Source organism: Histidinibacterium aquaticum (assembly GCF_008710275.1).
In the GTDB taxonomy this organism is placed as follows: domain Bacteria; phylum Pseudomonadota; class Alphaproteobacteria; order Rhodobacterales; family Rhodobacteraceae; genus Oceanicola; species Oceanicola aquaticus.
Map to the genome: position 1 here is coordinate 1 of NZ_VYQE01000003.1, position 24,561 is coordinate 24,561.

At 61.1% G+C, this 24,561-nt stretch carries 22 protein-coding genes and 2 pseudogenes; 15 read left to right on the forward strand and 9 right to left on the reverse strand.

Features of this window, described 5'->3' with window-relative positions; genetic code table 11:
• Positions 1–646: 646 nt before the first annotated feature.
• From F3S47_RS09605 to F3S47_RS09615, 3 genes are read right to left on the reverse strand one after another with little or no spacing between them, the layout of a single operon-like run.
• Entirely contained in the window at positions 647–2,539 is a 1,893-nt protein-coding gene (locus F3S47_RS09605; protein ID WP_150445058.1) for an ATP-dependent nuclease, read from the reverse strand.
• A gap of 54 nt (positions 2,540–2,593) precedes the next feature.
• Positions 2,594–6,040: an ATP-binding protein gene (locus F3S47_RS09610; protein ID WP_191090142.1), complete on the reverse strand. Its 3,447-nt coding sequence runs from the start codon at positions 6,038–6,040 to the stop codon at positions 2,594–2,596.
• Complete coding sequence (locus tag F3S47_RS09615) at positions 6,037–7,284, reverse strand: metallophosphoesterase family protein (RefSeq protein WP_223877781.1); 1,248 nt, start codon at positions 7,282–7,284, stop codon at positions 6,037–6,039. Before F3S47_RS09615 ends, F3S47_RS09610 begins: the two co-directional genes overlap by 4 nt.
• A 408-nt stretch (positions 7,285–7,692) precedes the next feature.
• On the opposite strand from F3S47_RS09615, the pseudogene F3S47_RS19720 reads away from it, so the two are divergent.
• The 7 genes and pseudogenes from F3S47_RS19720 to F3S47_RS09645 form a co-directional block, all read left to right on the forward strand.
• Positions 7,693–7,770 (forward strand): annotated as a pseudogene (locus F3S47_RS19720) (thiol reductase thioredoxin); the annotation flags it as partial.
• Between the two features lie 39 nt (positions 7,771–7,809).
• Entirely contained in the window at positions 7,810–8,121 is a 312-nt protein-coding gene (locus F3S47_RS09620) for a thioredoxin family protein (RefSeq protein WP_317978259.1), read from the forward strand.
• 108 nt (positions 8,122–8,229) lie between these two features.
• Positions 8,230–9,153 (forward strand): DnaJ C-terminal domain-containing protein, encoded by a 924-nt coding sequence (locus F3S47_RS09625; RefSeq protein WP_150445062.1) that lies wholly within the window; start codon positions 8,230–8,232, stop codon positions 9,151–9,153.
• Complete coding sequence (locus F3S47_RS09630) at positions 9,150–9,482, forward strand: chaperone modulator CbpM (protein ID WP_150445063.1); 333 nt, start codon at positions 9,150–9,152, stop codon at positions 9,480–9,482. The genes F3S47_RS09625 and F3S47_RS09630 overlap by 4 nt, the downstream gene beginning before the upstream one ends.
• A gap of 82 nt (positions 9,483–9,564) precedes the next feature.
• A complete protein-coding gene (locus F3S47_RS09635; protein WP_150445064.1) occupies positions 9,565–9,861 on the forward strand; it encodes a hypothetical protein in 297 nt (98 codons plus the stop codon).
• Between the two features lie 118 nt (positions 9,862–9,979).
• Complete coding sequence (locus tag F3S47_RS09640) at positions 9,980–10,192, forward strand: CBS domain-containing protein (protein WP_150445065.1); 213 nt, start codon at positions 9,980–9,982, stop codon at positions 10,190–10,192.
• 223 nt (positions 10,193–10,415) lie between these two features.
• Positions 10,416–11,195: an alpha/beta fold hydrolase gene (locus F3S47_RS09645; protein WP_150445623.1), complete on the forward strand. Its 780-nt coding sequence runs from the start codon at positions 10,416–10,418 to the stop codon at positions 11,193–11,195.
• 1,243 nt (positions 11,196–12,438) lie between these two features.
• Here F3S47_RS09645 and F3S47_RS09650 read toward each other — a convergent pair.
• Positions 12,439–12,795: a hypothetical protein gene (locus F3S47_RS09650; protein WP_150445066.1), complete on the reverse strand. Its 357-nt coding sequence runs from the start codon at positions 12,793–12,795 to the stop codon at positions 12,439–12,441.
• A 157-nt stretch (positions 12,796–12,952) separates the two neighbouring features.
• Here F3S47_RS09650 and F3S47_RS09655 point away from each other — a divergent pair, with 157 nt between their 5' ends.
• Entirely contained in the window at positions 12,953–13,171 is a 219-nt protein-coding gene (locus F3S47_RS09655) for a hypothetical protein (protein ID WP_150445067.1), read from the forward strand.
• Between the two features lie 119 nt (positions 13,172–13,290).
• Here F3S47_RS09655 and F3S47_RS19670 read toward each other — a convergent pair.
• The 3 genes and pseudogenes from F3S47_RS19670 to F3S47_RS09670 form a co-directional block, all read right to left on the reverse strand.
• A pseudogene (locus F3S47_RS19670) lies at positions 13,291–14,088 on the reverse strand (IS66 family transposase); the annotation flags it as partial.
• Positions 14,089–14,123: 35 nt separating this feature from the next.
• Positions 14,124–14,303 carry a helix-turn-helix transcriptional regulator gene (locus F3S47_RS09665; protein WP_150445068.1) on the reverse strand — a complete coding sequence of 60 codons (180 nt, stop codon included), beginning with the start codon at positions 14,301–14,303 and terminating at the stop codon, positions 14,124–14,126.
• A gap of 60 nt (positions 14,304–14,363) precedes the next feature.
• Entirely contained in the window at positions 14,364–15,587 is a 1,224-nt protein-coding gene (locus F3S47_RS09670) for a tyrosine-type recombinase/integrase (RefSeq protein WP_150445069.1), read from the reverse strand.
• A gap of 310 nt (positions 15,588–15,897) precedes the next feature.
• Here F3S47_RS09670 and F3S47_RS09675 point away from each other — a divergent pair, with 310 nt between their 5' ends.
• From F3S47_RS09675 to F3S47_RS09685, 3 genes are all read left to right on the forward strand, one after another.
• Positions 15,898–16,125, forward strand: a complete 228-nt coding sequence (locus F3S47_RS09675; protein WP_150445070.1) for a hypothetical protein — start codon at positions 15,898–15,900, stop codon at positions 16,123–16,125.
• Between the two features lie 177 nt (positions 16,126–16,302).
• Positions 16,303–16,737 (forward strand): hypothetical protein, encoded by a 435-nt coding sequence (locus tag F3S47_RS09680; RefSeq protein ID WP_150445071.1) that lies wholly within the window; start codon positions 16,303–16,305, stop codon positions 16,735–16,737.
• Between the two features lie 106 nt (positions 16,738–16,843).
• Positions 16,844–17,536 carry a rhomboid family intramembrane serine protease gene (locus F3S47_RS09685; RefSeq protein WP_150445072.1) on the forward strand — a complete coding sequence of 231 codons (693 nt, stop codon included), beginning with the start codon at positions 16,844–16,846 and terminating at the stop codon, positions 17,534–17,536.
• A gap of 9 nt (positions 17,537–17,545) precedes the next feature.
• On the opposite strand, the gene F3S47_RS19375 is transcribed toward F3S47_RS09685, so the two are convergent.
• Both F3S47_RS19375 and F3S47_RS09690 read right to left on the reverse strand, forming a co-directional pair.
• Positions 17,546–17,707, reverse strand: coding sequence for a hypothetical protein (locus F3S47_RS19375; protein WP_191090143.1), 162 nt, complete (start codon positions 17,705–17,707; stop codon positions 17,546–17,548).
• A gap of 145 nt (positions 17,708–17,852) precedes the next feature.
• On the reverse strand, positions 17,853–20,165 hold the full coding sequence (locus tag F3S47_RS09690; protein ID WP_150445073.1) for a phosphoketolase family protein: 2,313 nt from the start codon (positions 20,163–20,165) through the stop codon (positions 17,853–17,855).
• Positions 20,166–20,363: 198 nt separating this feature from the next.
• On the opposite strand from F3S47_RS09690, the gene F3S47_RS09695 reads away from it, so the two are divergent.
• From F3S47_RS09695 to F3S47_RS09710, 4 genes are all read left to right on the forward strand, one after another.
• On the forward strand, positions 20,364–21,071 hold the full coding sequence (locus tag F3S47_RS09695) for a class I SAM-dependent methyltransferase (RefSeq protein WP_191090144.1): 708 nt from the start codon (positions 20,364–20,366) through the stop codon (positions 21,069–21,071).
• A gap of 243 nt (positions 21,072–21,314) precedes the next feature.
• Positions 21,315–21,773, forward strand: a complete 459-nt coding sequence (locus tag F3S47_RS09700; protein ID WP_150445075.1) for an EF-hand domain-containing protein — start codon at positions 21,315–21,317, stop codon at positions 21,771–21,773.
• Positions 21,774–22,001: 228 nt separating this feature from the next.
• A complete protein-coding gene (locus F3S47_RS09705; RefSeq protein ID WP_150445076.1) occupies positions 22,002–23,456 on the forward strand; it encodes an ATPase domain-containing protein in 1,455 nt (484 codons plus the stop codon).
• Entirely contained in the window at positions 23,443–24,549 is a 1,107-nt protein-coding gene (locus tag F3S47_RS09710; RefSeq protein ID WP_150445077.1) for a sensor histidine kinase, read from the forward strand. Before F3S47_RS09705 ends, F3S47_RS09710 begins: the two co-directional genes overlap by 14 nt.
• The last annotated feature ends 12 nt before the right edge of the window (positions 24,550–24,561 follow it).

Genomic DNA, 24,561 nt, shown 5'->3' on the forward strand with positions numbered 1-24,561 from the left:
GAAGAAAGGGGCGAGCTTGGCCATCTGCTCGTCGCTCAGCCAGAAAAGATCGCTCATGTCACCGCTCCGTTTTCAGAGCCGTGAATCACGCCGTACAGCGACGATCAATGGATCCTGACCCTAACAGTTAACCGAAATCTTTCGGTTTTCGGTTGGCCGAAGCCAGGCATGCGGCATCCTCACCTCCTTAACAGCTAACCGAAATCTTTCGGTTTTCGGTTGGCCGGAGCCAGGCATGTGGCATCCCCACCTCCTTAACAGTTAACCGAAATCTTTCGGTTTTCGGTTGGCCGGAGCCAGGCATGCGGCATCCTCACCTCCTTGACAGTTAACCGAAATCTTTCGGTTTTCGGTTGGCCGAAGCCAGGCATGCGGCATCCTCACCTTCTTAACCGTTGACCGAAATCTTTGGGGGTGTCCGCAAACCGTGTTGGTCCGCTATACCGACCTTCCGGCCGTTCGCTGCGCGTGTATCATCTCCCGCTTCGCTGACGCGGCATCCTGAAGAGAGGGCGGAGAGCAGACATTCGCTGCGACTGCGCAGAATCTGTTCCAGAAGTGCAAAATCTGCCATTGAAGTGGTAGCAGTCCGAAGCGCCATGCTACGCAGCGCGCCAATGTCGGCTGTGCGCAGTAAGCGCCCTTTCTAAGCAAGCACCCTATCGATTAGCGATCCAAGCGTCTCGAACCTCACACCATCGTCCCACGCAGCTGACATACATGCGGCGACAAATAGAGGATGCTTCTTAGTACCTCCGAGGTTCCCCACGGCATCCCGTCCCGCCTGATAGTAGTTTTCCTTTTTCGCGCCAAACTCTTCTTCGAGCATGCGCTCGATGTCGAAGTGCCATGCCGTCAGATTGTCCTTTATGATGTGGGAGTCCGGGAAAGATTCCATTTTTTCATGACCTGTAAGGGCAAGAATGGCATCATTATCTCGAATGTGCTCATCATGCGCTCGTTTATATTTGGCAGCATCTTTCTCGAGAAGCGACTTATAGACGGCATCACAATCGAAAATGACATGATGCTGTATTCCAAAACTCTTTGCTACAAGCAGCATGAGCGCCAGCGAGCTCTTGCCCTCGCATACGACGATAAACGATCCTGACTTTTGAAAATCCCTCTTCTTATCGGACAGTCGAAGGTAAGCCTCAATACAGGCGAGGTCTGAAATACCCTCAACTAAAACAACTCGCTCAGCGAAAAAAATTTCGTTGAATTTCGGCTGTATTTGAATGGCGAGTTTCGTACGTGCCTGGTCTTCATTCTGAAGTTTCTTGTTGAACGCCTTATTGTATTCCTTGAGGACGCATTCAAAACTGGACTTTGAGATCTCCACCGACCCTGAGTCATTCCGGAACATTTTTATTCCGTCGAAATAGTCGACATCGATGAAGTATGGGCTGTGTGTGGTAACGAAGACTTGGGCATCAGCTTCCGAGAGCTCCATCAAAATCTCAGCAAGATGGCGGGCTTGAGGGGGATGTTGATAGAGCTCCGGTTCTTCGCATCCCAAGATCAGCGTCGGGCTAACTGTACTATCGACAGCCATCAGTTCCTGCAAAATTACAAGGAGAAAGGACCTTTGGAGTCCGTGTCCGAATTTCTCCACTCGATCACTGTACCCACGCTCTGAGAGCATGACCTGGGCAGTCGGAGCGTCAACTGATATGGATTTCTCATCTTGTTTCCAAGCAAGCTCAAGACCAGCATCGGTCATGACCGCAGACTGAAGTCGGTCAGCGAGGCGAGACTCAAGTCCCTCTAGGTGCTTTCGCTGACTATCCAACAGGCCCGAATATGCCTTGAAAGCCTCTTTTCTGATCCGCTCGAGCTCAGCGTCATAGTCCATTTGTGAGCGGATTGTGTGTTGGATCAGCTTGCCGAGATGCGAAGATTTGCCCTCTTCGGATTCTGTGGCGGCCTCTTTCACGGCTGGGATATAGACCCAACTGACGTGGCGCTGGAACTTGTGCGCCCCTTTACTCACACCAAAGAACTCGGCGCCACTTGGCGTAAGCTCTTTCTCCTCGTCAGGCAAGGCTTCCTCGTAAGTGAGAAGAGCGGCCTCGCGCGCTCCATCATTGGTGGCGCTCTCAATTCCAGGGTGGTCTTCGCGCAGCTTGTCGAAGACCTGCTTCCGTGGGCTGGCTCCACTCGTCTCAAAAAAGCTCTTAAAGGGAGGGAAGACTAGACGCTCACCGCGTACCGTCTTCTTGAATGTCCCGTCCGGTTCTTTGGCGACTTCCGCTTGGACCACGAGCAGACCTGATCTGACGTAGTGACTGAACTCTTCGATCGCCTCATCGCTGAGTTCATGGAATGTAATCTTTACGACAATAGGAAGACTGTCATCGCGTTGATGGAAGTCCTCTTCAGAGAAGTTACTTATTTCGCCGAAGAAGAGATTGAGCGCATTCAAGACCGTGGATTTCCCCGCACCGTTTGGGCCTACAAATGAACTAAATCGTACACAATCGATAGTTGACTTTTTGATGGATCGGAAGTTTTCAATATGGATCTGCTTAATTCTCATACAATCATCACATATTACAGTCTTCTATTGATGAGGCTGACTTGCTTGGCAGCCCTAGGATTTGGTGAATTCGTGGATTGTTAGTTCATCTCCGCAGACCTTTCGCGCCAGTTCCACCACATGTTCATGATGGGTGAAGTACAAAGCCTGACCTTGCGTTGCGATCTGCTTCAGCAAGGTGAGGGCCGCCTCCGTACGCGTGTTATCAAATGTCTCCATAATATCATCAGAAATGAAGGGCAGCGTTGTCCCACCAGACCGGTATTGCCGGTATCCGGCCAGCCGAAGCGCGAGATACAGCTGGAACCGTGTTCCTTTGGACATCTCAGAGACCGAGATGAACCTCCCGTCCCGTCCTCGGAGAGCGAGCAGCAGCTCTTTTTGTCCATCTGCTTGAGTTTGAAGCTCCGAATAGGCGCCATTGGTAAGGGCTTTGAAGGCCGCTTCGGTATCTGCAAGCATCCCACTGCGATGCTCGTCGCGATATTCGGCAAGCGCTTGGTCAGCTGCTAGGATACCGAGCTGTAGCCGCAGTGTCGATTTTGCGCGATCTTCTAGCTCGAGTAGCAGAGTCTGCCGCCGCTCTTCGAGCTGTGCAGGGACCTCATCTCCTCCGACCTTCTCAAGGGCGTCTTTCGCCGACCGAAGATCTCCGATTTTTTCCGAATAATCGGCCTCGGCACTCTCGAGTTCAGAACTCAGTGCTTCGATCTGCCCTCGGAGATCTACAAGGTCTTGATCAACAAGGATCGCACGCGCCTCATCAACGTCTTTCACACCAAGGCACTCTTCGATTTGGTCTTCGAGAGCGCGTCTTTTCCCACGCAGGCCGTCGGCCTTTTCGGCCGTCTCAATTGCCATTACCAGAGAATCGAGGGTATTAATCTCCACGACATCCTCAAACGGTGTCGCGAGAGACTGCATACGTTCTAAGACTGCTGCGAGCTCCGCCTCGGCAGAACGCACACTGCTGTTCGCAGCTTCGATCTTCTTTGAAATGGACTCAAAATCACTTTGACTGCGCAACGCGCTGTGAAAACGCCGACGCAAACGCTCAGCGAGAACGAGAGGTGCGGCGCTTTCGGTATCGCCAATGCGATTGGCTACATCGCCCACTGAGGCCGAAAACGCCTCGAAATCTTTCATTAAAGCTTCGATGCGCCGCTCAAGCTGGTCAAGCTGAGACAATTTGGAGAGGAGTTGCAGAAGTGTGGTCTTCTTCCACGCAAACTCATCCAAGTCGCGCAGCGCTTCAGGAAGCGAGATGGCTTCGCGCTCCCATGCCTGCGCCGCGGCAGCCTTCTCCCTCTCCAGGCGCAAAACCTCTTTTGTTCGACTTTCCGCTTCGTCTTTCGCTTCCTTAAGAGCTTCGCGATGTGCAGTCGCTTCCGCTTGGGACTTGGCAGCGTTCGTTATTTCGGCGCGCGCGGTTCGAATGAGTGACCTCAGCGCTCGGCCATCAGCTTCGATACCGAGCGCGTCTTTGAGCGCATCGGCAGCGTTAGAAACGATGCGCTCAGCCGCAGTCCGAGACTTCCTCTTGGTATCGAGATCGGTATGCGCGTCTTTAGCTTCGAGAAGGGCGCTGCGCCATCGCGGCAGGTCCCTTGGATCAAAAACCGTTGGCAGCCGAAGGCGCGCCATGAGGGCCTCAGCGGTTGTCGCTGATTTAGCGAGCGCTGCCTCCAACTCAATCAATTCCTCGTGTTTGAGCTCCACCAAGCGCGCGGCAGAGGCAACCTCGATTTCAAGCTCGCGAAGTCGTGCCAACCGCTCGGCGAATCCCAAGCGGGCCTCTTGAAGCGCATCATCTCTCTGAAGGGCCGTGTGGAACTCAGACGCGGTCTTTTTGTTGAGTGTCGAGAAATGCGCCTCCCAAAGAGCGTCGCGCTCTTGGCGGGCACCCTTTGCCTCCTCATCAACAGAAGCTGCATTATCCTTTTCGAATTCCTTAAGGCGGGCGCTGAGACGGGCGTGCTCCTGGCGCGCGTCTTTAAGTTCGCGTTTCAGAGTCGAGATGCCTTCAAGTTGGTCACCCCAATGCGCTGAAAGGCGTTCGGCTTCGCTCTCGGAAAGCGCAGTCGATCCCAAGTCCTCCGCTGCGCCCTGCCAGGGTTCCAAGGCCAGAAGTGCTTTCTCGAAGCGGCGCTCCGTTGAGTCGACTTCACCTAACGCTATTTCCAACCGGGCAAGCTGATCCTCTGGCTCGAGCTCAGACAGGAGCGCTTCCAGATCCACTTCATTCGTCTCAGAAGTGACAACTGACCCGGTCTCCTGTATCTGCGCCAGGCGCGATAGGGACCTAGCTTCTTCCTCCCTAGCCGCCGTAAGTCGCTTTGCAAGATCCGTATAGTTCGTTGCCATGTTTTCGAGCTGACTCAGTTTGGCCTCGGGGATCCGACCGTCCTCCGGTTTCTCAAGGCCCAAGTCGCGGACGGCGTCGGCGAGCTCTTCCGAAAGCCCTTCACGCTCTGCTGTTCGCTTGGGGAGATCTTCTTCAGCGGTCTGCGCTCGAGATCTGGGGAGGTCGAGGAGGACTGTGAGCTCATCGGAGATCTCCAGCACCGCCGCATCCATGGCCAATCCGTCGCGTGCTTTTTGATGCTCCTCCAGCTGAATGCGCGCCAGCCGGAGCTCAGTCTCCACTTCGACCTCTTTGAGCTTGAGCGCCTTCGCTTCCTCCAGGGCGTCGTGCGGGACAACCGGGTAGGCCTCCAGACCTGAGATTGTTGCTATTGTCTCATCGAGCTGCACCAAGAGCGGTATTGCTTCGATCATTGCTCCGAGGCGTGTCCGCCTTTGGAACAGTGCGTCACGAGACGCTTTCGACGTAACTAGGATATGTTCTGCAGCGTCGCGGACCTCCTTCAAGCGTCGATATGCGCTCGCCGGAACATCAATGTCTCTAATTTGATCATTAAGCGCTTTAAGCTTTCTCTTGGCCTCCGCGAGGATCGTCTTCTTCGCGCGAGGCTTATGAAATAGATCCACCTCATTGCGGGCTGCCTCAAGCACTGAGCCCAAATCCGAGAGCCCAGCCGCTGCCGAGAAAAGGAGTTCGCCAAGATTTCCCTCGCTCGCGAGGATGTCCTCCCCCCCCTCTTCAATTGTGACGTCATTCAGCGAGAACATTGCCCGGTACTGATCACGGTCTATGCCATCCAGGGCATGCGCGAGGATCGTTGGGTTGATCGGATCTCCTTTAGGAGAAATCAGATCTCCTTTGTTACGCTTTATCCGGACAAGATCGACGACGCCTTGGTCGAGCTCCAGAGAGGCACCGATCCGCATAGTCTCATAGTCGTGAAGGAAGTTGTACTTGCTGCGGGCTGGGATCCCAAAAAGGAGGTCCAGGTAGGCATCAAAGGCGGTCGATTTGCCGGCCTCGTTTGGCCCGAAAATGATGTGAAGATCTGGTTTGCTCTCCCCCTTCGGACCGAAGTCGAGGGAGAAGTCGGTGAAATGTCCATATCGGATGAGATCAAGGCGCCGAAGCCTCACCAAGGTTGCTCCGCACCGCCGGCAAGCATACGCGCGACAATATCCTGGACGCCTTCGTCGAGAAGGTGTGCGACTTCACGAGCTTGATCATCTTCGGTTTGCCCAAACGCGCTTCGGAGCTCCGGTGGCAGATCCCCAATCAGATCCTCTGCCGCACTCCGCGCGCGCTTCAAAAAGCTTGGCTGCGCGGCAAGGTCTTTCATGAGAGCGCTTAATTCTTTCCGAGGATCTTCGCCCTCACCAACGATCGACGGCGGGACAAATTGCTGAACGATCTTGTCGATCCATACGACCCCAGAGGCGCGAGCAAGGTTTGTCACGCTCTCCAGAAGGAGGTCAGCGTCGCGCCTCAGGCGCCAGGCGAGCGGGGTTTCCCCGCGGAGCTCCAAGCGCAATACGACATGCTCCGAGGATGACTGCGCTACCAGCTTGATGACCTCTTCGATGGCGCTCATGGCGTCGCGCCAGTCGCTGACAGCGTCGAGCAAAACGTCCGTGCGAACAAACTCGATGTTCGACGTGATGCGCTCCTCAAGCGAAGCAACCCCGTCCTCAACCGAAACGAGGGTCACGGACTTTGGGCCAGCCTCGCCGATATCGCGGCCTTGGGGCATGCCTGGCATGACAATATGAGGCGTTTCGCGATGGACGGTTCGAACATGCACATGGCCCAAGGCCCAGTAATCGTACCCATGCGTTACAAGATCATTTGGGCTGCAGGGTGCATAGTTGTCGTGACCTGCCGCTCCGGCGAGGCTCGTGTGCAAAAGCCCGATATTGAACAAGCCAGGGACAGGGGCCTTGTATTTCGGCACTAGGCTCTCAGGTGCCTGCGGCTTGGCAAAGCTGACACCATGAATCGCAACGCCCTTTTCGGGGAGCTCCACGGTCCCACCATGACCGGTGAACACTTCGACATTGGGTGGGAGCTCGAGTTCACGGGTCAAGACGCTCTCCGCGTCGTGGTTGCCGCGGATCATAAAGACACTGATCCCCGCCTCATTGAGCCGCTCCATCTGGCTCACAAGGAAGGCGGCTGTCTTCATGCTCCGCATATCGCCGTCGTAGAGGTCGCCGGAAATCAGGAGAGCGTCGACCCCTTCGTTCACGCAAATATCGACGATGCGCTCGAGCGCCCGACGTGTAGCATTGCCGACAATCTCCGAGAGTTCCTCATCCTTGAGCGCTAAGCTCTTTAGAGGGGCATCAAGATGGAGATCAGCCGTATGAACAAACCGAAACATAATCCCCTAGCCCTCATAATTCCTCTTAATATCTTTTCACTATGCGAGCGAAAGCGGCCTTCACACAAGCCGCGAATTGAGACGAAGGAGAGGCTGTTCAGATGGCCGTGAACTGGCCCCCGGTTCGACAGGCCGCGGCGCAGCGATAGGACGCTTCGGGCAACGGCAGCATTGGGCCGACCACGTCGAGCCGGATCATGCTGCAAGCACGAAGCAGGCTGCCATCAGCGCAGTCAGTATGGGCTCTCCGCTGTTTCATGCATCAAGGCCTGCTTTGCCGTCGTTCGCAACAGCGCCCTTCCATACGAAAAGGAATGAAGCGACCCGCCTCGGGATTTGACCGAGCGCAAAGTCGGTCCTGATTTTGCGCGCTAACCTTCTTTCGATCATGGGCGGGGAGGTTTCGGCGTGAAACTGGCGTGTCTGGTTTGCGGTCAGGGCAACAGGGTTCCCCGCGAACGGCTGGGCGCAGGGCCCAAATGCGGCGGCTGTGGCGCGCCCTTGTTGAGCGGTGCGACCCAGGACGTGTCCTTCGAGAACCTGCAAAAGGCGGCGCGCATGGATGAATTGCCGCTCATCGTCGATTTTTGGGCGTCTTGGTGCGGACCATGCCGGATGATGGCGCCGGAATTTTCCAAGGCAGCAGGTCTGCTGAAAGGGCAGGCCCGCTGCGCCAAGCTGGACACGCAAGCCTATCCGCAAGCCGGGCAGGTCCATGGCATTCGGGGCATTCCGTTGCTGATCGCGTTCCAGGGCGGGCGCGAGATTCAGCGGCAGGCCGGCGCGATGTCAGCGCGGGATATCGAGGCCTGGGTCCGCCGGGTCGCTGCGGCATGAGATGGCAATGCGCAGCACAAGACCGCCGACGGCGGTTGCGCGCATCCTGCGTTTTCCGCGCTCGGAGGCGAAGCGGCATCGCAGCATTGCATGGTGGGAGGTTATGCGATGGCGGATGATCCATACAAGGTTCTGGGCGTGGACAAGGGCGCCACGCAGGACGAGATCAAGAAGGCCTATCGAAAGCTTGCCAAGACGCTGCACCCGGACCTGCACCCCGACGATCCCGGGAGGAAGTCGGAGTTCCAGGCCGTGTCTGCGGCCTACGATCTGTTGCGCGATCCGGAGAGGCGCAGGCGTTTCGATGCCGGTGAAATCGACGCGCAAGGCCACGAACGAGCCGAGCGTCAATTTTACCGCGACTATGCGGGCCGGCCGGGCGCCGAACGCTATCAACCGGGCGCGTATGAGGACTTGTCGGACCTGTTCTCCGATTTCTTCGCAAGGCGTCGCCGCGGTGGCGGAGAAACCTACGAGCAAAGCGTTCACGCCCGTGGGCGCGATATGCGCTATCATCTCGAGGTGGATTTCATGGATGCCGCTCGCGGCGCGAAGCGAGCCATCACGATGCCCGACGGCAAGGCGATCGAGGTGTCGATTCCTGCCGGGCTCGACGATGGCCAGACGCTGCGCCTGCGCGGCAAGGGTGGGCCGGGGATCGGCCAAGGTCCGCCCGGCGACGCGTTGATTACAGTTGGCGTACGCCCGCACCCGGTGTTCACCCGCAACGGCGACAATATCGAGATGGAGCTTCCCGTAACCTTCGACGAGGCCGTTCTGGGTGCGAAGGTCGATGTGCCGACGATTTCGGGCACCGTTGCCATGACGATCCCCAAGGGCGTCTCATCGGGGCGTCAACTACGTTTGAAGGGCAAGGGCTTTCCGGTGGGAAAGGCCACGCATGGCGATCAGATCGTGCGTATTCAGATCGTGCTGCCGGAGAAGGTGGATAAAGAGATGGAGGAGATCGCGAAACGCTGGCGCGCCTTTCAGAGCTTCGATCCGCGCGAGACTTTGCGGAGGACGATATGAGTTACGATGAACGCACCGTCGTGTCGCAGGTCGAGCGCCTGACCATCAGGGAATTGCGCAGCTGGGTGCGCGAAGGCTGGGTGCGGCCCGCGCATGGCGAGCGCGGTCCGTTCTTCGACGACCTCGATATCGCGCGCGTCCGCCTGTTGTGCGACCTGAGGAAGGACATGGCGATTTCGTGGGATACGATCCCGGTGATCCTGTCACTGATCGACCGCTTGCACAGATCGCGGCGCGAGTTCCAGATGTTGCAGCAAGCGATCGACGAACAGCCCGAGGATCTGCGGCGGGAGGTGCTAAAGCGGTACGAAAAGATACGAAAACCGTGAGGCCGGGCGCGCCCTTGCTGACCCGTGGCGCGGTTTCCCGGTATTGTCTTGGTGGCAGTGTGCATCTGTCGGGGAGGAGATGATGTACAACGATCTGGATCGGCGTCGGCGCGTTCTGATTATGACTTACCAGCGCTATACCGAGGCGGACCTGGCCTGGCGGCGCGCCTGCGCGACCGCGCGAGGCTGGTTCCCGGAAGGCGATAGACCGCCGCGCCGGATGATCGGGGGGCCGGAATCCCCCGTGCGGAAGATCTATGACCGAAGGCAACGCGCCTTGGAGCAGTTCATGGCCGCGGAGCGCAAGCTTTCGCAGGCAAGGGCAAGACCGGACCGCAAGACGCCAGGAATGCTCTTGCTGGAGTTTTCCAGCGCCTGACGCGCCGGTCGCGCAATCGGTGCCTTCGCGTGGCTTGCCCCGTTATCCTTAACCAGTCTGGCATGGAATGAAATGACAGCACCGTGTCGTTGGTCAACACAAGGCCGCGGCCTCTCACATGGTCGCCAATATCCCGAGGGCCAAGTACAGCGTCCTCGGGGCACTGCGAGGGCGGCTATACCACTGCGCCGATACGGTTTTCGTGATCGACGAACATGGCAGGTTGATGGGGCTTGTCAGGATGAACGACCTCTTCGGCGAGGACGCCAAAACGACCGGCGACATCATGGAAGAGCGGCACGAGGCCGTTCTGCCGGAAGACGATCAGTAGCATACTCGACCTATCGCCAACGGCAGCTATGGGCCGTCCTTGACTGCGGCGAGACGACCGCACAGGGGTCAGGAATTGATATCTGCTGCGCGGGGGCGTCGGTGGCGGCGATGCGCAGAAGGACCGGAATGTGCGCGTCAGTTGCACGGCGCCGTCGGCACGACGACCCGTCGGCTACCAGCACCACCGGCGAACCAGTTCCGCTGCCGAGCGTTCCTTGAGTATGGAACTGAATTGCGAACGTCACGGTGCAGGACCACCCTTGCTCCTGGTTCATGGGCTGGGTGGAAGCGTCCGGTCTTGGGACAGCATCCTGCCGATGCTTGCTCGCGGACGCGAGGTCGTGTTGGTCGATCTGCCTGGGCACGGGGGGTCTCCGGCGCTTACGGGGCGCCAGACGATCGCGGCCCATGCGGACGCGCTCGAGCACTTCATCGACCGTAAAGGGCTCGCCGGCGTCGATACCGTCGGCAGTTCTGTCGGCGCGCGGCTGGTGCTGGAACTGGCACGGCGCGGCATCGGCGGCCACACGGTCGCTTATGATCCAGGAGGTTTCTGGCGCGGCTGGGAGACCGCGTGGTTCCGCTCCACGCTTGCCGCCTCGGTCCGGCTGGTGCGCCTCCTGCGGCGGCGCATTCCGGCGCTCTCGCACAGCCGCGCCGCGCGGGCCGTTCTGCTCGCGCAACTGTCGGCGAGGCCCAGCGCCCTCGATCCCCTGCTGGTCCGGAACGAGCTGACGGCCATAGCCGAGACAGACGTGTTCGACGCGATGCTGCGTGAACTGGCGCGTGGTCCGTTGCAAGAGGGGACCGCCACACCTCCGGGCCGCGTGACGATTGGCTGGGGCCGTCAGGACCGTCTCCTGCTGCCACGTCAGGCGGAGCGCGCACAAGCGGCCTTCCCCACCGCGAAGTTGCACTGGTTCGAGCGGTGTGGCCACTTCCCGCAATGGGACCGCCCGAAGGAGGCCGCAGAGGTCATCTTGAAAACGATGGCGAGATGAGGCGCGGATAACGGACGTGACCTCTCACGCGCGGTCCAGCTCCTCGAGAACCTGCATGATGAGACGGAGACAACTCGAGCGGATGCTTCCTTTGTCCGCTCCGCCGACCTTCACCTTCGAAAATGATGCGCGAGGGATGAATGGCTGATATTGTGAAGCTGCATCGCAGCGATCCACCATCAAGCCAATGGCAGGTCTGGGCCGATCGCGGCAATGCGATTGTAGCTGCCCATGCAGAGCCGACATGACGCGCCGTGGTCAGTTTGGGCTCGGAGCCGACTTTGCGACACCTTGGATACGATGCGCGGACAATATCCGACGGGCGCACCCCTGCCATCCGCACCTCCAGCCACCGTATGTAGCCATCGAGTTTCCTCGTCGCCGGCCCGCAGAAGGGCTTGATGAACCCTTTGTAGCCGGCGTGCCGCGCATCATCTTCAGCCTCTTGGTTGTGAAGTCTTCCCATCGTCGCCGCAGAAAGGACACTCGTGTTCTTGGCTTGTCCGCATTCCGATCTCCGAGATCGCCTCCGTCTTTCGCCGGAGATCACCGATTTTCGTCTGTGCGTCCTCGATCTGGGCCGGATTCAGGTCGTCGAGGGCATCGAGAAAACGGCGAAAGTCGTGATGTAACAAGGGCATCCTCCGCGGGAAAAGCGGAGTAAGATAGGCCCTTTCGGGTTACGACGAAGCGAACCAACACGGTTTACGGACACCCCCAAATCTTTCGGTTTCCGGTTGGCCGGAGCCAGGCATGCGGCATCCTCACCTCCTTAACAGTTAACCGAGATCTTTCGGATTTCTGTGAAGGTTGCGCCGGGATTGGGCGGAACATTCACATCTTTACTTTCGGTCATGGTCCATGCTTCGGACCTGCTGGTGATCGACCATCCGAGATGACGGAGACAGGCTGAAACTCGATGTGCTGCCTCCGAATTTCTTGATCAGCGTCTAAGCGCTAACGATAGCATCAGCCCCGAGACCTTCGCCTTCTCTCCATGCAGTGCGTAGGCATCTTGCATCAGCCCGGTCAGGAGCCCGCTGTAGCCCTCCAAGCGGCCTCCGGAGAACTCCCGGATCCCGGCCCGCATCGCACTCGCACCGCGTGTGCTGTTTGCTTCGACGAAGCCGATGACGGAATGCTCCTGCCCTCGACGGTTTCGGTGGTGACGATTTTCATAGAGGTTTCCAGTTCAGTTCTGGAAGGAGTCTACCGAGCGCGGGCTTCGTCAGGGTTTAGCCGGTCATCCGTGGAGTGGGGGCTCGCTTGCTCGCTGGAACGCGGCGACGACCTCCTGATCGGCCTGGCCCAGCATCTCGGCAGGTGTCGCACCGAAGCTCCGATGCAACTGCATCAGCCCGATCAGCACCCGAAGGGAGGACCATTTCGGCGGCCGGTTCTTCATGATTTCGCTGGTTGCCGGATGAACCCGTCGTCGTAATGGATCGAACTGGAGTGCAGGAAACTCGAGCTGGCCCCCGCGCTGCCATCGCAGGACGTCGTCTCGCTTTTTGAGCCGCTCAACCTCGCTGTCATCAAGTCCCTGCAGGTCGCGCACCTGGTCGAACGTTAGCCTTTCGGCATCGAGGTAGTAAGCCATTTGCCGGTTCACAGCTTGAAATGGGAAGTTCGCCTGTCGAGCGGCACGAAGACACTCTCATCGCGGACGCCGATGCCTTTGGATTCGATTGCCCGTCAAGCCACCGCATCGCCGACTTCTGATTGACTTCGACGCCCGCCGGGTGCCGGATGTTGCTATGATCGATGAAACCAAGATAGCTCGAGCGCTTGCCGGTAATCTGGGCACCACGGAGCTGACGGCCGAAGAGTTCGCTGCATGGGAAGAGCGCTTCACGGAATTGATGGGTCAGCCGTCCCCAGAAGAGCTGGCATTCTTCGAAGAACGACGGCGTAGCGGCCTCGGCGTCGGGCTAGATGCCGACGGCAAACTTGTTCACGGTACGAGCCGAACTTAATCCCGGCCGGCCTAGTCTGCTGAGTGACTGGCCAGCAATAAATTGAAACGGTCGTTCACGAAAAATCGTAAGCGTCCGGGTAGGACCGCAGCTCGGGCGACAGCCTTGGCCTCCTGGGCGAGCGGTGCCCAGTTCCGCGGCAACAGCTCGTCGAGGCGGTTGATCATGTGATCGCCGATCCGGGTCAGGATGTCAGCGAGGTAGGCTTCGGGATCATGGCCGCTGAGCTTTCCACTCTCAATGATCGTCATGGCCTCCGCGAGGGCCTCGCCTCCGGCATCACCCCCCGCGAAGAGCCAGTTCTTCCGGCCGATCACCACGGGCTTGATCGCGCGCTCGGCCGGATTGTTGTCGATGGCCACGCGGCCATCCCCCAGGAAGAGCGCGAAGGAGGGCCAGCGGCGAAGCGCGCAGCGGAAGGCCTTGGCCAGTGCGCTCTTGCCGGAGACACGGCCGAGCTGGGTTTCCGCCCATGCCTTGGAGTTCTCTGTCAGCAGGCGCGTTCGGGCCTTGTCCGAGAGATTTCGGTTAGCCGGAGATGGACAGTAATACCCCAAATATGGGGTACTACTGTCCATCGCGTCCGGCAGCACCTTGGCGTCAAGGAGCAAGACTGACCGACTGACTTCACGGATGCGTCCTGCCGGGACGCATGGCCAGGATCGTGCCGGCCCTCTGAAACGCGACGCCTCTGAAAGACGCAAGGACGATGACCGCCTGGACCACTCCCACCGATCCACCATACGACGCCAACATGCAGCGACCCAAGCGTTCGACTGCGGAGAGAACCCGGAACCCGGCGAAGACGCAGACCTGAAACTGATGCCTTGACCAGTGCGATGATAGAACTTCAGAGGGGGCATTCCACCGAAAGAATGTTCAATCCTACAACTGAGAAACAAGGAATAGCTCCACATCTTCTCTGGTCTTCACCTGGCCTCCAATCCGCAATCTAGGACAGCCCGCGCGCCTCAAGCCACCTGCTGAGCTGTGACTCACGCCAGCCCACGGCCCGAAAGCCGATCCGGGCTTGCTTCGGGAAGGCGTCCTTCTTGATCATCCTGTAAATTGTCGTCCGGTGCAGGCCGATCAGGCGCTCGACTTCGTACATACGGAGAATTCGGTCGTTCATCTATTTTTCCTCGGTAATGTTCCTGACCAAGAACTTAGCAGCGCGAGGTTTCGGCATGATTTACCATCCTGCCAGTTTGACGACGTCCCTGCTTTCCCGGCCGAGGGCATAGTCCGCCCAAGCCTCCATCAGGTGATACCGCCGCAGCAGGAAGTCCGACCGGCCGTAGGCTCTCTCGGTCTCGTCACCGACGGCATGGGACAGCGCGGCTTCTGAGACCTCCCACTGAGCGTGGGCGTACTCCGAGGCCCAGTCCTTGAAGGTCGAGCGGAAGCCATGGGTCGTGATGCCGGACACGCCGATCCGCTCGTAGAGGCGCTTGAAGACCTCGCCAGACTGAGGGCGCGTGTCCCCGTTCTTATCCCGCGACGGGGAAGGAAAGACGAAGACGGGGTCTAGCCCTCTCATCTCCTCACGGACAGCCAGCGCCGCCGTCGACATTGGGACCCTGTGCTCAACACCGCGCTTCATGCGCTCAGGCGGGACCGTCCAAAGCGGCACGGTCGTGCTCTTCCTGTTCCTGCCGAACAGGTTCTCTTCCGAGAATTCGCCCCACTCAGCGCCGCGCGTCTCCCAGGATCGGGTGGCCGTCAGGATGATGAACTCAAGCGTCCGTGCCGAGACGGCCTTGCGCTTCCGGAGCTCCGCCATGAAGTCGGGAAGCTCCTGCCAGGGCAGCGCGGCGAGGTTCTTCTTTCGCGGCTTGTATGACGGGAGCGCCTTCTTCAGGCCGTTGACCGGGTTCTCGTATGGATAGTGCCCTGCCCCCTTCGCCCAGTCGAAGATGGTCGACAACCGCTGTCTTAGACGCTTGGCCGTCTCGTGCTTCTGCGTCCAGATAGGGGACAGGACCGCCAGGACATCGGACGTAGAGATGGTATCGAGGACGCGGTCTCCCAGCATCGGCTTGGCGTACTTCTCGACCGTCGCCAGCCAGGTCTCCGTGTGCTTCTCATTCCGCCAGGTCGGCTTCAGGCTCTCGTGGACCCGCTGCGCTGCTTCCCAGAAGGTCAGGGTCTCCTTCCTGCGCAGGTCATCCGGGTTCCCGCCCTCTCGAGCGATCCTGCGATACTCCCGCGCGAGGTCACGCGCTTCAGCCAACCCGATGTGGGAGACAGAGCCGAGGCCGAACTTGCGGCGCTTCCGGTGGACCATGGTGCGGAGGATCCACGACTTCGAGCCTCCCTCGCCCACGACCAGATAGAGACCGTCGCCATCCCCATACTCGCCGGGCTTCTTCGCCGTCTCCACCTTCCGCGCTGTCAGCTTCGCGATCTGAACCATCCCTTAGGGCCATCTTTAGGGCCACCTTGCTTGCGATTGAATGCCACGGATTGTAGCGGCATGCAATTTCGGAAACGTTAAAGGCATGTCTTACAGGCGTTTTTCGCGTCAGGAAGAGATGGGCTGCTACTATAGTTTGGTAGACCTCGGCTCCACCAAATCCCTCAGTCAGTTCCGATCGAGCCGACCGCCGTCAGTCGTGCCCGGGTCACGGAGCTATTTTTGGGCGTTTGTGCCGAAACGGACAGGCCCGTTAATCTGATGAGCAGATCCCTTCGTATCCCCGTGTGAACTACACGTGGGAACGATCATGGACATCAAGTCTGTCGAAATAAGTCGGTCATTTCTTGAGCTTCTTGGTGAGCTCGGGGAGGATGTCGTTCAGGGCCTTCCTGATCGCATCTCGTTTGAAGTCGCCGAAGTTCCCGCAGCTGAGGCCGCAAGCCTTGCAGCGCACGATAGAAGCGTCGGTGTGATGATCCTCAACGACGAGGACGGTCCCACCACAGTTCTCACACTTAAACTCGACGCGACTTAGCTGTTCCAGTGCGGCCTCCCAAGGTGCTCGCTGTAACAACAGGATGACACCCGGATCGTCAAGGGACGGCCAATGGGCCGCCACGGCGAACATCTGGGCGGGGCCTGCCCAAGGGTTGCGTGACGGTCGCTCAACGAGTCAGGCTACCTCCCAGTTGCAGGAATGGGAGGGTTTTCGATGCATATTCGGTTGGTCCTTGGCGGACTTGTCACCCTGGCGCTCGCGGCCTGTGAGACGACCGGCACGCCGCCGACCGTGACAGGCACCACGACGACCTCCAGTCCGGAGACGTCCACAGCGAGCCTGGAGCAGCGCCTGTCAGGCACGGTGCTCCGTCTCCAGTCGACTGACGGTGACTCCGCGCCCATGGTGATGCAGCTGAACGAGGACGGTTCTAGCGCCACCTCGATGGGCGGGTTCACTCTGACCGGTCAGTGGCAGGTCGAGGGCACGACGCTCTGCCAGACGGACATCCGCCTCGCCGGTATGCCGTCGGACGACCAGACTCCGCAATGCGTGGAGGTGTCGGTGTCCGGGGACAGCGTCACCTTGGTCGGGCGCTCCGATGACGGCAACCCGGAGACATTCCGGGGCACCATCGAAGAGCTCTAGGACCGACGCGAAGGCGGGACTACGGCGGCCGTCTTTTCGAAGGGCCGAAGGCCGAGACGGCATCCTTCGTTTGGCAGAAGACCTTTGGCGTTATATGCCGGGCTCAATGGACCGGGATCAGACGTCTTCCTCTCGCGATGACAGCCACCAGGACGGCGCTCCGGCGTTTCTGTGGGGGCTGGTCGGCATCATGGCCGTGATCGAGCTGACGCTCACCGCGGCTGACGCCGGGATGATCGGAACACCTCGATGGCGGTGGCTCGCCTACGGATACGGCGCCTTCTGGCAGCCGCTCCTGTCAGGCGAACTCTCGCCTTCCTTCCCGGGCCAGGTCTATTCGATGTTCGTTACCCATGCGTTTCTGCACGGCGGTCTCCTGCATCTCCTGATGAACAGCGTGGTGATCCTCGCGCTCGGCAAGATGATCGCGGGACGCATCGGGGCCGGACGAACCCTGCTCATCCTCCTGCTGGCGGCCATCGGAGGCGGCGTTGCATTCGGCATGATTGCCACGAGTACCACTCCGATGATCGGGGCGTCCGGCGCGGTCTTCGGCCTCCTCGGGGTCTGGCAGGCGTGGGACTATCGCATCCGGAGGCGACTGCAGATGCCGGTTCGACCTCTGCTCTCCGGCATCGCCGCGCTCATCCTCGTGAACGCCCTCCTCTACCTCTACCTGCAGGGCGGCCTGGCGTGGGAAGCGCACCTGGGCGGCTGGCTGGTCGGGGTCATCGCGGCCGCCACCTTCGCCAGGGCCGACATGATCGCAACGCACCGGTCGGGCGAGCCGGGCGATTGATCCGGCCAGTCAGGTGCGAACTCTCCAGCTCTGATCCAGAACTTCGCTATCGAGGAAGCCGTAGACCTCTCCGGCGGCATCGTAGACCGCGCCGCACGTCATGCATCGGTGAGTTGCCTTCTCGGCGACCTCCGGCGGCAACTTCGCTCGCATGCCTTCGGTGAGCTCCATCTGCTTGGTCGGATGAGGACCGCTGCATCTCTCTGGGCAAACCATACTGCCTCCGTGCAGACGAAACGGTCTGCCGAACGCACATGTTCCCCCTTGCCAGGGCCGCGAACCGGGTGCGCTCACCCCGTCAGAAAAGTCGACACGCCTACCGTCCGCGCCAGGCCCAATCCCTGATCTCGGGCAGATCTTCGCCCGTGCGATGGCTCCAGTCATGCTGACGCTGGCGGAGGTCGTCCACCCGCTGACGCAGCCTGTCGACACCGGGTCCGGACCGTCCGGAGCGTTCGATCGCATCGAGTGCGACGGAGAAGCGATCGATCCCGTTCATCTCGGCCATGTTGAAGGGCGTGGTTGTCGTCCCCTTCTCCCGGTAGCCGTGGACATGGAGCTGCGCGTGCCCTGCCCTGCGGTAGGCAAGCTCGTGGATCAGGCCGGGATATCCGTGGAAATTGAAGATGACGGGCGTGCGCGTGCCAAAGGCCGCGTCGAAGGCTTCGTCGCTGGCGCCGTCGGCATTGAGGCCCGGCGGCTGCAGGGCCATGAGGTCGACGACGTTGACGAAGCGCAGCCGCAACTCTGGAACATCTTCTCGGATCAGGTCGACGGCAGCGAGAGCTTCCAGCGTCGGCACGTCGCCTGCGCTGGCGATGATGATCTCCGGGTCGGCGTCGTCGGCAGCCCAGTCCCAGACACCGAACCCTCGATCAAGGTGTTCCCGAGCTTCCTCGAGGCTCAGCCACTGCGGCTCGGGCTGCTTGCCTGCCACGATGCAGTTGGCCCGGTCCCTCGATGTCAGCGCCGTCTCGGCGACCGCCAGGAGGCTGTTCGCGTCGGGCGGGAGATAGAGGCGGACGAGGTCGGCCCCCTTTGTCGCCAGATGGTCCAGGAAACCCGGGTCCTGGTGCGTGAAGCCGTTGTGGTCCTGCCGCCAGACATGGCTCGACAGGAGCCAGTTGAGCGCCGGTATGGACGACCGCCACCCGGTGTCGCGGGCCTCCCGCATCCACTTGATGTGCTGGTTTGCCATGGAGTCGATGATGTGGATGAAGGCCTCGTAGGAGTTGAAGAGACCGTGGCGCCCGGTGAGCAGGTAGCCTTCGAGCCACCCTTCGCAGAGATGCTCAGATAGCACTTCGAGCACCCGCCCGTCCGGAGCGAGGTCCGTGTCGGTCTCGGCGACCGGGCCCGGCGCCTTGCGCTCGGTCACGTCGAAGACGGCATCGAGCTTGTTCGACTTCGTCTCGTCCGGGCCGAACAGGCGGAACGTCTCCGGATTGCGTCGCATCACCTCGGCGAGCCAGGCGCCCAACACGCCGGTTGCGCTGGCCGTTGCGCCCCCGCGGGTTTCGATGGGGACCGCGTGCCCCTCGGTCCCGGGGAGGTCGAGCGGACGCGACAACCGTCCCCCGTCGGCATGCGGCGTGGCGCCTAGGCGCAAGTCGCCATCCGGAACCGCCGACATGACCTGTTTCGAGGGGGACCCGTCGGGGAGGAGGTCCAGGGGATCATAGCTCTTGAGCCAGTCCTCAAGCTGGCGGCGACGCTCCGCATCATCCGGCGCGACCTTCAGAGGCACCTGGTGCGCGCGGGCCGTGCCCTCCACAGGCTCACCGTCGACCTCTTTGGGCCCCGTCCACCCCTTGGGCGTGCGCAGGACGATCATCGGCGGGCGTCCCTCGCCGGTCCGGGCGATGCGGTCCTGAGCGTCGAGACAGGCGTCCATGGTCGCGGCCATCTCGCGGTGCATGGTCCGGGGATCGTCCCCCTCGACGAGATACGGCTCCCAGCCGTAGCCGCGGAAGAGCGCCTCTATCTCGTCGCGCTCCATCCGGCCCAGGATGGTCGGAGCGGCGATCCGATAGCCGTTGAGATGGAGGATCGGCAGGACCGCCCCGTCCCGACCGGGGCGGAGGAAGCGGTGCGAATGCCAGCTCGTCGCCAGGGCGCCGGTTTCGGCCTCGCCGTCGCCGACCGCGCAGACCACTGTCAGGTCCGGATTGTCGAAGGCGGCTCCGGTCGCATGGGCAAGGGAATAGCCGAGCTCGCCCCCCTCGTGGATCGACCCCGGAATCGGCGCTGCCGCATGGGACGGGACGCCTCCCGGGAAGGAGAATTGCCGAAACAGCTCCCGCAGGCCGGCCCTCGACCGGTCCACGTCGGGATGCCGTTCGCTGTAGGAGCCATCCAGCCACGAGTTGGCGATAACCGCCGGCCCCCCGTGTCCGGGACCGGCGACGAAGAGCATTGGGCGGCGGCGTTCGGCAATGGCGCGGTTCGTGTGAGCCATCATGAAGGTCAGGCCGGGAGAGGTCCCCCAATGGCCGAGCTGGCGAGGCTTGATGTCCTCCGCCGCAAGCGGACGCTCGAGCAGCGGGTTGTCGAGCAGATAGAGCTGTGCCGCCGACAGGTAATTGGCGGCGCGCCACCAGGCGTCGACGGCGGCGAGGTCCACGGTCATGGGAGCCTCCGGACAGAGTTCAGTCGGGATCCAACGTGCCGACGCCTTTCGGGATCCGTCTTGAGACGCGCCACGGCTGGGAGAACCCAGTGGGGACCATCGGCCTGGCTTCAAATGCGTGGGTCGCCAGAAATTCTTGCGGCAAGCCACCGCTGCCTTCAGGGTATCCAGGTTCGGCGGACTCTGGAGCATCGTCCCTTGGCGCAATACGACAACTGCGTTGAAATGAAGGGATGGCGCGCCGACGACTTTGGTTCATTCGACAAAGGAGAAGCTGCATTCTTCCAGGCCGAAGTCGGTCGACTGCTCGCCGGACGAAAGGCCGAAACGCCCGTACGTGTTCTCGAACTCGGCTTCGGGAACGGTGCCTTCATGGGGTGGGCGAGGCAGGAGGAGTTCGAAATCCTCGGCACCGAGATTCAGCCCGAGCTACGGAGGCGCGCGGAGAGCCTTGGCTTCGAGGTGGCGGGCCAAGTCGAGGGTATCGAGACGGCCAGCCTCGATGCCTGTGTTGCCTTCGACGTCTTCGAGCACATCCCGCACGACGAACTCATTATGCTTTGTAAAGAGATTCATCGCTGCCTGAAGCCGGGAGGTCACCTCGTCGCGCGCTTTCCCAATGGAGACAGCCCTTTCTCCATGCCCAATTGGAACGGCGATGCGACACACAAGAGCTGGCTCGGCCAGAATTCGATCGCTCACATCATGGAGCAGAGCGGGCTCGACCTCGTGGAGCTCCGGGCCCCGAGCGAGCCGTGCATCACCCCAAAGGACTATCTCACCAGACCACTGAAGCTCTCTCTTCGCTCCGGTTTCAGGCTGCTCGCCAAGGCTGCATTCCTGGGTGGAAGCGCTCCCGCGACCTTTCACATGAACTACATGCTGCATTCGACAAAGCGTGGCTAGTTGGCCGCTAGCGGTAGAAGCGCCCTCCTGCTCATAGACAATCTTCACAAAACCGGCGCATTGCCTCGGCAGCGAAAACAGCGCTCGGCCCTTTTTTGCCATTGAAATTAGGCCTCTGAGCCGAATTCCGCAGGTAACGTTGGATTTGGCCCCGCTGCCGGTGACAGAGCTTGTTGCCCCCGTCATGTGGGCGCAATCGCCGAAGGGCGACCGACATACAGGCATACGACTGGAGGACATCTCATGAAGACCCGTGCACTTGCGGCTGGCTTGGCAGCACTTCTCGGCACATCCGCCCTGGCCCAGGACGTGACATTCGCCGATATCGACACCAACGATGACGGCTTCCTCGAGCCGACCGAGCTCCGGACCGCCTTCGGCAACCAGGCGCAGGGTGCGCTGAATTCCCTCGACCGCGACGGCGACGGGCTCGTGAGCCTGGAAGAAGTCGTCGCCCGCCAGGAAGACGATGATGACGACGACGACGACCTCGACGAGGACGACGAGGATGATGACGACGACGATGGCGACGGTCCGAGCGCGCGCGGCCTCGAGGCCCGCGAACTGAAAGGCGACAATCGCAGCGAGCGCGGCGCCACGGCCAGCCAGGCCGGCGGCAACAACCGCAGCGACCGGGGCACGGAGCGCAGCAACAACGGTGGCGGCAACGGCAACCGTGGCAACGGCAACGGTCGCAACTAAGGCGACCCTTTGAGCGGGAGAGGCCACGTTGCCTCCCCCGCACCGGCCATTATCGCCGGTTCGCAGGGCCGGAAATCGCTCCCGCGCTCGGGACAAGACGAGCATCGGCCCCGATGGAAGCAGCAGAGCTGCCTCAGGCGAATGTTGCGTCTTGATGCCAGGGCACTATCCTCGATCTCGTGGAAGCAGGCCCGGGCGACCGTCCGTCCGATTGGGATGAGTGTGTGAATGGCTGAACCGGTTTTCGAGAGTCGCGTGACGACTGGCGTCAATGGCCTGGATCGCGTCCTCGGCGGCGGATATCCCGAAGGCCGCATCATGCTGGTGGAGGGCGCGCCCGGAACCGGCAAGACGACCCTCGCGCTGCAGTTCCTCGTCGAGGGCGCGCGCCAGGGAAAGCGCGGGGTCTTCTTCAGCATCGCGCAGTCACGGCCAGAGCTGGAAATGATTGCCGCCTCACACGGCTTCGACCTCGACGACATCGAGGTCTACACCCCCGAGCTCGGCGAACGGGAGCGGACGGAAGTCTTCTCCGTCGACAGCAACCAATCCGACCTCGTCGAACTCATGGAAGACGTCGCCCAGTCGCTGGACAAGCACGAGCCGGCGCTCTTCGTCTTCGACTCGCTGCTGGAACTTCGGCTGCTCGCTGACGGACAGACCCACTACCGCCGCGAGTTGCTGAACCTGCGCCGGAAGCTCCGCGAGGTCGAATGCACTTCGCTGCTGGTAGACCACCTCGAACCAACGGGCGGGGAGCGAAACGCCGAAGGGGTCGTGCACGGGGTCATCAAGCTGGAAACGGTCACTCCGCCCATCGGCGTCCCGCAACAGCGTCTGACCGTCACCAAGCTTCGCGGCGCGCGCTACACGCAGGGGTACCATGACTTCAAGATCGAGGTCGGCGGGCTGCGGGTCTTTCCGCGGGTCATTCCCGAGGCCGCCGAACCGGTCCGGCTGGAGGACCGGCTGGAACCGCACCACGAGGCGCTCGCCCGGCTTTTGGGCGGCGGGCTCGAGTTCGGGTCGTCGTTGCTGATCGCGGGTCAATCCGGGACCGGCAAATCGACCATGTCGACGGTCCTCTGCGCCGATGCGGCGAACCGGGGCCTTACGGCGGCCATGTTCCTCTTCGAGGAACGCCCGGAAGTGCTGCGCGACCGGTCCGAGGGCGTCGGCATCTCCGTCGAGAAGCACGAAAAGACCGGAAAGCTCCTGATCCATCACTTCGACCCGGCCGAACTCTCCCCCGGCGAATTCTCGAACGCGGTGATCGAGTCCGTGGACGCCGGCGCCCGGGTCGTGGTGATCGACAGCCTCACCGGTTACCTCGAGGCGCTGCCGGACCGCACCCATGCGGCGACGCACCTGCATACGCTGATCCAGCACCTCACCCGCCGGCAGGTGCTGGTGATCGTGACGCTGTCCCAGCACGGGCTTCTCGGCGAGCCACCGAAGACCGAGTTCGATAGCAGCTTCATCGCGGATTCCGTGCTGCTGCTCCGCCACTACGAGAGCCAGTCCGAGATCCGGCGGTCGATCGCGGTGGTCAAGAAACGCCACGGGGACCATCAGCGCAACATCGAGGAACTCGTGATCCGTCCCGGCGCCGTGGAGATCAGGGAGCTCTCCGAAGCCGTGGAAGAACGCGTCAAGACGGCATCCAGCCTTGGCGGATCCTGAACCGCCAGCCCTGATCCTCGCGCCGCTTGGCGGAGATGCCCGAGCGCTGGCCAAGGTGATCGAGTCCACGGGCACGCCGTCGCGAACCGTCGCCGACGCGGCGGAGTTCAAGGCGGCGGTGGAGGAGTTCGGCCTTGAGAACGTCCTATTCGTTCTCGTCAGCCAGGAGGGGGCGACCCAGGCCCTCGGCGAGGCGCTCCACCGGATAGCCGAGACCGAGCCCGACTGGTCCCGCCTGCCGACCCTGTTCCTCATCGACGACATCAAGCGGCCCCCGCCGGGCTATCGAATACTCGCCGCGGTGGAAGATACCTCCTCCCGCATCGTCCTGGAGCGGCCGGTCGCCCCGGCCATCCTGCGCCGCATCGCCAGGACCATGGCCGCGTCGCGCGCCCGGCAATTCCGGACCAAGAACCTCCTTGACCAGCTTCGGCGGGAAGAGGAGCGCAGCGCCTTCCTGCTCCGAGAGCTTCGGCACCGGGTTCGCAACAGCCTCGCCGTCATGCAGTCGCTCTTCAAGATGACCGCCAGGCGGGCCGAGAGCGTGGAGGAGCTGGCCGAGAGCTTCGGCACACGCCTGCGCAACCTTTCGGACGCGCACCTCCGGCTCGCGGGAAGCGGCGAAGGGGCCCCGACCCTGCAGGAGCTCGTGTCCGACCAGGTCCTGCCCTACGCCGGTGAGCGGGACCGGCTGGATATCTCCGGCCCTGAGGTCTGGCTCTCGGACAAGATCGCCTTCGACCTTGCCCTGGTGATCCACGAGCTCGCGACGAATGCCTCGAAGTACGGCGCCCTCAGCAACGAAACCGGGCGCATCGAGGTCGATTGGACGACGGACACGGAGACCGGGGAACTCGTCCTGTCCTGGCGAGAACGGGGAGGACCGTCTGTATCCCCTCCGGAGCGGCGGGGATTGGGCAGTTCCCTGATCTCGTCCTTCCTGGCCGATGGCGAGAACAAGCCGGAGACCCGCTACGAGCCCGAGGGCCTCGTCTGGACAGCCCATATCCCCGAGAGCGACTACTGGACGAGTGAACCAACGGCTCCGGGTCGGTTGCAAGAGTCCGCTCATCAGGACCGGGAACCGTCCTGAGGATTGAACTTT